Below are 7,518 nucleotides of genomic sequence, written 5' to 3'. Positions count from 1 at the left end.
GCCCAGCGCTCAGTTCAGACCGGAAGCCACAGCCGGCGCCAGGTCGGGGCGCAGCTTGGTCACTGTAGATGCTGGCCGACGACCAGCTGCTCGAACAGCCGGGCGGCGGCGCTCAGGCGGCGGGCACCGGGGGTGGCCAAAGAGATGGGCCAGTCGAGATCCGCGCCGGCCACCGGCAGCGCGGCGAGGTCCTCGCAGGGCACGATGACGCCTCGGGGCAGCAGCGCGATACCCAGGCCCTGGCGGATGAAGTCGGCGCCGGAGGCGAACGCGGTGATCTCGATGGCGACGTGGCGCTGGAGCCCGGCGGCGGCGAACGCGCGATCGGTCACGGCGCGGTTGCCGTAGCCGGCTGGGAAGTCGCCTCGCAGCGTTCCGCTGACCAGCCAACGCGGCGCCGCACCAGCGCTCAGAGCGGATCGTCGAGCACCAGTACCGAGGGCAACTCGTTCCCCGCACCCATCCGCAGCAGCTGATAGGCCACGCCGCCGAGCCCCGACATCATCGCCGGGGAGAACGCATCGCGAGCCATGCCGCTGATCGCACCGTTCTCTTCGAGACTGGTCACGATGTGCGCCTCGAAGCCCTCGCGGTCCACGCCCGGCGGAGCGCTGTCGGCCCGCAGCGCGGCCTCCATCAGCTCCCAGACACCGAGATCGCCATGGCACAGCGTGTGGTTCCAGCCCATCCCGTTGGTGTGGGCGGCTTGGGCGGCGCGCCGGAGCAGGTCGTCGGCGATCGGCCAGCCCCGCCGGGCCAAGTCCAGCTGCGTCAGGGCGATGCCGACCGAGCCGTGGCACCAGGCGTTGGCGGTCAGGCCGGGCTCGATCTCGCGCAGGTCCAGCCAGCCGCCGGCCTTCGGGTCATAGCAGGACTCTTCGAAGGCGAAGGCGGCGCGCGCCACGTCGGCAGCCCGGGCGTCGCGAGCAGCCCGGGAGCCATCGGCAACGCGGGAGCCATCGGCAACGCGGGAGTGATCGGCAGTCCGGGTGTCGCCGGTGGCCAGGGCCAAGCGGGCCAAAGCCCAGCCGATGCCGGACGCGCCGTGGGCGCAGCCGCCGAGGCCGCCGGGCCAGCGGGTCGTGGGCCAGCTGACGCCGACCTCCTTGGCCAGCGCGGCGTCGCACAGCACCGAACCGATCCGGCTGGCGGTCTCAGTCCACTGCCGTTCGCCGGTCACGCGCGCCAGTTGGAGCAGCGGCACCACAGCACCGGCGGGGCCCGAGACCAGTTCGTACTCCTCGGCGTCGCCGATCGCGTCCGGGATCAGGGCGGCCAGCGTCCGGGCCTGGTCGAGACCTTCATCGCCGACTGCGCCGAGCCGTCGCAACGTGAGCCACGTCCACAACTCCGACCCGAGCCCGACCCAGCCGCCGGGCTCGCGCGGACGCAGCGCTACGCCCTCCGAGCGTAGCTTCGCGGCGTGCGCGGCGGCGAGGCGCATGGTGTGTAGCGTCGCGGCCAACAAGTCGGGGATGCCGTCGATGGGATCGGCCCGGCCGCCCTCGGTCTCGTGCTGATAGCCGGCCAACAGCAGCGCGACGCCAGGCAGCCCGCTGTAGAGATCGGGGCTCAGCGGCTGCACCACCCAGCCGGTGAGACTGAGCACCGGTGCGATCCAGGTCGCCGTGCCATCCGCTCCGCGCGTCGCGCTGTCCCGCACCTGCCGTACCAGCCCGGCTGCCAGAGCCCTGCGACGCGCGTCGATGGCCGAGAGGCGAGCGGCGCGAACAGGACGCAGTCCCTTGCTCGGTGTCCAATCAGCATTCAGATACGCGCTCACCAGCGTCGCCCGAATGATACTGCGATCGACCCCGAGATCAGCGCTACGCCATCGAGCCAGTGCATCGGCGACCAAGTCCTGCGACGGCAGCCAGTGCGTGCCGCCGGGGCCGGTGAGCCGGCCGGTGCGGGGCGTGGTGCCGAAGTACGGGATATCGCCGTGCAGCAGATCGTCGATCTCGGCGGCGATGACGTCCGGATCGCCAGGCGCCGCCGGCGATTGCCGCGCCATCTGGACGAACAGCTCGGTGGCGCGTTCCACGGCAGTGGCCTCGTCGTGCAGCGAGACCGGGTGCCAGAGCATCCGCGCGACTTCCTCATAGACGTCAGTCGCGCGCAGCACCATACGGATCCGGCAATCGCCGAATGCCGCCACCGCGGGCTCCAGCACGCCGCTGGCGTCGGCTACGGCCAAGGCGGCCGAGCCTTCTTCGAACCCTGCGGCGACCGTCTCCCAATGGTCGGCCAAGACCGGCTTCGGGCTGGGCAAACTGGCAGCGGGCTCGGGGGTCGCCTCGGCGAATCCGAGGCGCGCGCGGTCGGTGCCGGCGTCGAGAATCACCGGGACCTGCCCGGCGGGCTGCTCGTCCGGCAGCGCGCCGACCGAGGAGGAGTCCACGCCCCGCCAGCCCAGCGCCGCACCGCGGCTGGGCAGCATGCCGACGCGCAGCACGGTCTCGTCGACCAGCTTGGCCGCCAGGTCCACGGCCTGCCCGAGGCCGGACGGCGGTCCGTCGGGGATGGTGCTGAACAGGGTTTCGCAGTCCACGACGACCGGTACCGGGCCGTGTGCGATGACGTTCTCGGTGTGCAGGTCGCTGCCGCCGAGCAGCCGCATCACGGCCAGCCAGTGCCCGACCCCGCGGTAGAACGCGGTCAGTTCAGCATCGGAGGCGCAGTAGCGATGCGGGATGTACTCACTCCAGCCGTAGCCCTCACGCGCGATGACGGCCGGCACGCGAATGCGCTCGGCCGCCGGAACATCCGGAAACACCGTGTCGAGCAAACGGGCCAGAGCTTTGTCGACCTCGACCGGCCGGGGCTTGTACACGAGCTTGGCATCGCCCAGATCCAGAATCGCGACCGATTGCCCGCCTCGATGGCTGTCGCCCGCGCCGAACTCGACGCGTCGCAGCTCGCCGAACTCGACGCGCCGCAGGTCGCCGAGGTCGGTAGCCGCAAGGGATGCCAGAGAGCTGCGATCGGCGGCGAACCGCTGGGCCAAGGCCAAGGCCGCGTCGGCCCGACGCTGCATGACGGCGTTCAGGCGACGTTCCAAGGTCGGATAGCGCGCGCCGAGGCCGTGCCAGAACTCTGTGTCATCGGCGATCGCCAGGAACTCCGACCAGCGCTCGCCGGCATCGTCGGAGGTGAGCAGACCGGACAACCGGGCCGCGTTGAGTTCGAGCAGCAGAACCCTGCTGACCTTCCGATGAACCGTCTCGATGACGGCCCGCTCGGCCGCCTCGACCACCGCGGCGCGTTCGCCGCCGCTCAGATCGGCGATGTCGCCGAGCCGGGCCGCCAAGCCGGCCGAGATCGGCGCGGCCAGGCAGCCCAGGGCTCCGGCGAATTCACCGGAGAAGCGGGAGGTCACCTGCGGGTCAGCAGCACTGGCCGCCGCGCGAGGCGGTGCAGGAGCTGCACGTGCCGCGGGTCAGCACGACGACGGCGCCGATGATGTCGGCCTCGGCGTACTTGCCGCCGGTGAACAGCGGGCCGGCCGGGCTGTCGAGGTCGTCGGCGCTCAGCCACTCGCGGACGATCCGGTCGGTGCGGTCGAGGACTTCGGTCTTGGGCATGTGGGACCTCCGGGGTGTGGGGGGAAAGGCGAGGAGCGCGAACCGGGGATCGCCTTCTGGTTCGTGCCTCGATGTGTTTCTGTATATATCTGACGGTGCGCGCTGACAAGGATAAACATCCGGAAATAGCCACCCCGTCCGAGGTTTGACAGAGTTCTGACACCTAGCGAGGGAGACCATGGCCGATAGTGCGGTTCCGGACCGCGACGCGATGCGCTCGCTGGCGGCGGCGTTGGGCGATCGGGCCAACGCGATGGCGGCCGAAGGCCTGGTGGCAGACGTGCCGGCGCTATGGGAGGACGCGATCGCCCGGCTGCCCGACGAGGTTTCGCGGGCCCGGATCACCCTGGCCTACGCCTGGTACCAGGCGCTGCACGGCGAGGTCGAGCACGGGATCCGGCTGGCGGCCGGGCTGCGGGAGTGTCCCGTGACGCCGGTGCTGGGGCAGATCAGGGTCCTGGTTCGGGGCCGGGCGCGGGACGAGCCGGAGGCGGTTGAACGGGCCTGGCGCGCGGTGACGGGCAGCGGGTTGCCGGACTGGGCCGACCTCACCGACGAGGCCATCGAACTGACCGCCGAATGGGTCGTGGCGGAGTCGTGGACGCAGTCCAAAGAGCTCTTCGACTCGCGCGTCGAACAGATGGGGTCACGGGCTGTCGACATGGCGCTTGAAGAGATCGAGTTGGGTGCGCCCAGGCTGTCCTCGCTGACCGCCATCCACCGGGCGGTCCTCGTGCTCGGCGGCGCGGCCGGCTACCGCGCCTTGAGCGATCCTCAGGAGGCGGCGCGGGTGGCCGCGGAAGCGATCGCGGCGGGCGATTGGGAGGCGTTGCGGGCGTGCGGGGCGATCGAGCGGAGGGCGCACGGCCGGGCCTTTCTCGGCGGCGCACACGGCGTGGCGGCTGATCTGATGACCGGCGGTGACCTGGAGATCGGTCCAGCGATGGCCGAACGGATCGCCGATCTGGCGGCCGAGGCCGAGCCGTGGGAGCGGCGGCGGGCCGTCGAGGATCTGGCCGCCATCGGCGACGGTCCGGTCGCCCCGTTGCTGGCTCTGGTGACCGGAATCCCATAGCCGGTAACGTTCCCAGCCTCAATCACAGATCATTGACATCGTCTTCGACTGCTTCGACACTGCCCGATGTGAACGTTCCCTCCGCGCGGGCCCGGCTCCGACGGCCCGCAGTGCTCTTGTTCGCCCTGTGCCTGAGCTCCGCAGGCCTCATGCACGGCACCGCGCGTGCCGCGACCTCGACCCGGACGCCGACGTCGACCGCCAGCGGATTGCCGGCCACCTTCGACAACGCCGGGATCAGCGACGACTCGGCGCCGTCGGCCGGGAACCTGGACGGCGGCGGATACAGCTTCTCCGCGCAGGCGCTCGCCGACGACGGATGGTCGCCGGGCGCGGTGTTCAGCCTCGCCGACGGCGCGACGGTGCCCGTGCCGCAGATCGCGCCCGGCCAGAGCGACAACACAGTAGCCGCCGGGCAGACGTTCGCCGACCGCGGCTCCGGCGGTGCGCTGGATCTGGTCGCGACCAGCACGGACGGCACCACCGGCGGCACCGGGACCGTGACCTACGCCGACGGCACGACGCAGAGCTTTGCGATGTCGGTGCCGGACTGGTGGAGCGGGACCGTGGGGATCGCCGCCGTGGCGCCGTACCGGAACGGCAGCGGCGGCCAGCAGGTGCACCAGGTGAGCCTGTATCTGACGACGGTCCCGCTGGTCTCGGGCCAGGCCGTGGCGTCGGTGACGTTGCCGAACGCGACCGGCGGCAGCGGCTCGGCCATGCACGTTTTCGCGGCGGCGTTCGCCCCGACCGCCCCGGTGGCCGATCTGGCGTCCGCGTTCGACAACGTCGGGATCAGCGACGACGCCGACGTCACCGGCGCGAATCTGGACGGCCAGGGCGACAGCTTCTCGCAGCAGGACCTGACCGCCGCCGGCTGGACGCCGGGCGCGCAGGTGAGGGCCGGCGCCGCGACGCTGACGCTGCCGCAGGTCGCGGCCGGGCAGCCGGACAACGTGGTGGCCGCCGGGCAGCGGATCTCTTACTCGGCCGCCGGCAGTGCCCTGAGTTTCCTGGCCACGAGCACCGAGGGTGCCGCCTCCGGATCCGGGACGCTGACCTACACCGACGGCAGCACGCAGAACTACACGATCGGCACGCCCGACTGGATCACCGGGGCGACCGACACGATGGCCGTGTCCTTGCCGCACTGGAACCAGGCGAGCGGTCAGGCGGCGACGTCGGCGAAGCTCTACGTGGAGTCGGTGCCGCTCGCGGCGGGCAAGACGCTGGCCTCGCTCAAGCTTCCGACACTCGCCTCCCCTCCCGCCGGGAACGAGCTGCACATCTTCGCGCTCGGCGTGCGCGCCGCGTCCGGGCCATGGAGCGGGAGCTGGGCCGCCGCGGCCGACGACGGGCTGGTGCCGGGGCCGTGGACCGACCGCACGCTGCGGATGGTCGAGCACTCCAGCGTCGGCGGCTCGCAGGTGCGGCTGCGGTTGGACAACGCGTTCGTCGGCGTGCCGGTCTCGGTCGGGCACGTGACGGTCGCGGTGCAGAGCAGCACCTCGGTGGCGACCGGCGCGCCGGTCACGGTGACCTTCGCCGGCAACCAGGCCACGACGATCCCGGCCGGCGGCCAGGCGGAGAGCGACCCGGTGCCGTTCACCGTGCCGGCGGACGCGAACCTGCTGGTCAGCGTCTACTTCCCGGGAACGGTGCAGCTGGAGTCGATCCACAGCCTCGGCACCCAGGACATGTATTCGACCGCTGACGAAGCCGGGGATCAGACCGCTGACATCAGCAACTACCCGGTGAACAACACCTTCGGCTTCTGGACGCTGCTGTCCGGCGTGGACGTGGTGCCGAGCGGCCCGACCGTGGGCACCGTCGTGGCACTCGGCGACTCGATCACCGACGGCTACGGCTCGACCTACAACGGCAACGACCGCTGGCCCAACGACCTGTGGCGGCGCCTCGCGGCCAGCCCCTACCCGCACCGCGGCGTCATCGACGAGGGGATCAGTGCCAACCGGGTGGTCAGCGACGACTTCACCGGCGTGAACGGCACCGGCAACGGCGGAATCAGCGCCGTGAGCCGCCTGGACCGCGACGTCCTGAGCCAGAGCGGAGTCAAGACCCTGATCATCCTGGAGGGCGTCAACGACATCAAGTCGGGCACCTCCGCCGCCGCCGTGATCACCGGCCTGAAGCAGATCGCCGCCGAGGCACACGCCCAAGGCATCACAGTGATCGGCGGCACGGTGACCCCATTCGAGGGCTACAGCGCCTGGACCAGTGCCTACGAGGCGCAACGTCAGCTGGTGAACAACTTCGTCCGAGACAGCGGCGGCGTATTCGACGGATACGTGGACTTCGACGCCGCGGTTCGGGACCCCGCGAGCCCCGCGCAACTCCTGGCCGCCTACGACAGCGGCGACCACCTGCACCCGAGCGCGGCCGGGTATCAGGTGATGGCCGGCGCGGTGGATCTGTCGAAGCTGTGAGGTTGCTCGAGTTGTGAGTTCTGTCGAAGTCCTGGGTTCCGGTGGCGGCGGTTACAGGAGCCGCCGCCACGTGAACCCGGCTCCTACGGCAGCCGCGTTTCGATCGCTGAGATGATCTTCGGTCGTAGTTCGGCGGCTTTGATGACCTCGTCGACGGAGCCGACCTCGACCGCGCGCTGGATGCTGTGCACCCGGTCGAATTCGGCGGCGACTTCGCCGAGTTTTTCGGCGCGTACTGAGCTGCGTTGTTCGTCGAGTTCTGCGGTGAGTGCTGCGCGGTCGGTGCCGGTGGCGGTCATGATGCGGGCTTCCAGGTTGCGGATGCGGGGGTCGTTGGCGGTGCGGGAGTTGACGTCGCCGGCGAAGACGACTGCGGCGGCGGGGGCGCCGCCTAGGACGGAGGCGAAGGAGC

The 7,518-nt window shown here is 71.0% G+C and carries 6 protein-coding genes; 2 read left to right on the top strand and 4 right to left on the bottom strand.

What is annotated here, in order from left to right; translation table 11 throughout:
- Nucleotides 1–59 precede the first annotated feature (59 nt).
- From IZR01_RS46715 to IZR01_RS46705, 3 genes are read right to left on the bottom strand one after another with little or no spacing between them, the layout of a single operon-like run.
- Nucleotides 60–371 (bottom strand): LysR substrate-binding domain-containing protein, encoded by a 312-nt coding sequence (locus IZR01_RS46715; RefSeq protein WP_228554270.1) that lies wholly within the window; start codon nt 369–371, stop codon nt 60–62.
- Between the two features lie 38 nt (nt 372–409).
- Entirely contained in the window at nt 410–3,379 is a 2,970-nt protein-coding gene (locus tag IZR01_RS46710; RefSeq protein ID WP_323747303.1) for a type 2 lanthipeptide synthetase LanM family protein, read from the bottom strand.
- 7 nt (nt 3,380–3,386) lie between these two features.
- Nucleotides 3,387–3,584, bottom strand: a complete 198-nt coding sequence (locus IZR01_RS46705) for a DUF6229 family protein (protein ID WP_194893132.1) — start codon at nt 3,582–3,584, stop codon at nt 3,387–3,389.
- A gap of 178 nt (nt 3,585–3,762) precedes the next feature.
- Between IZR01_RS46705 and IZR01_RS46700 the strand changes: the two genes are divergently transcribed.
- Nucleotides 3,763–4,659, top strand: coding sequence for a hypothetical protein (locus IZR01_RS46700; RefSeq protein WP_194927594.1), 897 nt, complete (start codon nt 3,763–3,765; stop codon nt 4,657–4,659).
- Nucleotides 4,660–4,727: 68 nt separating this feature from the next.
- Complete coding sequence (locus IZR01_RS53905; protein ID WP_194927593.1) at nt 4,728–7,106, top strand: SGNH/GDSL hydrolase family protein; 2,379 nt, start codon at nt 4,728–4,730, stop codon at nt 7,104–7,106.
- Nucleotides 7,107–7,189: 83 nt separating this feature from the next.
- Here IZR01_RS53905 and IZR01_RS46690 read toward each other — a convergent pair.
- Nucleotides 7,190–7,518 (bottom strand): hypothetical protein (locus IZR01_RS46690; RefSeq protein ID WP_194927592.1); only part of this gene is annotated, 329 nt, incomplete at its 5' end.

The organism is Catenulispora pinisilvae (genome assembly GCF_015356865.1).
In the GTDB taxonomy this organism is placed as follows: domain Bacteria; phylum Actinomycetota; class Actinomycetes; order Streptomycetales; family Catenulisporaceae; genus Catenulispora; species Catenulispora pinisilvae.
This window is presented reverse-complemented; position numbering and strand designations above follow the sequence as displayed.

Coding starts and splice junctions, on each gene's coding strand:
- IZR01_RS46705 (WP_194893132.1), bottom strand. CDS start 3,584: ATGCCCAAGACCGAAGTCCTCGACCGCACCGACCGGATCGTCCGCGAG.
- IZR01_RS46700 (WP_194927594.1), top strand. CDS start 3,763: ATGGCCGATAGTGCGGTTCCGGACCGCGACGCGATGCGCTCGCTGGCG.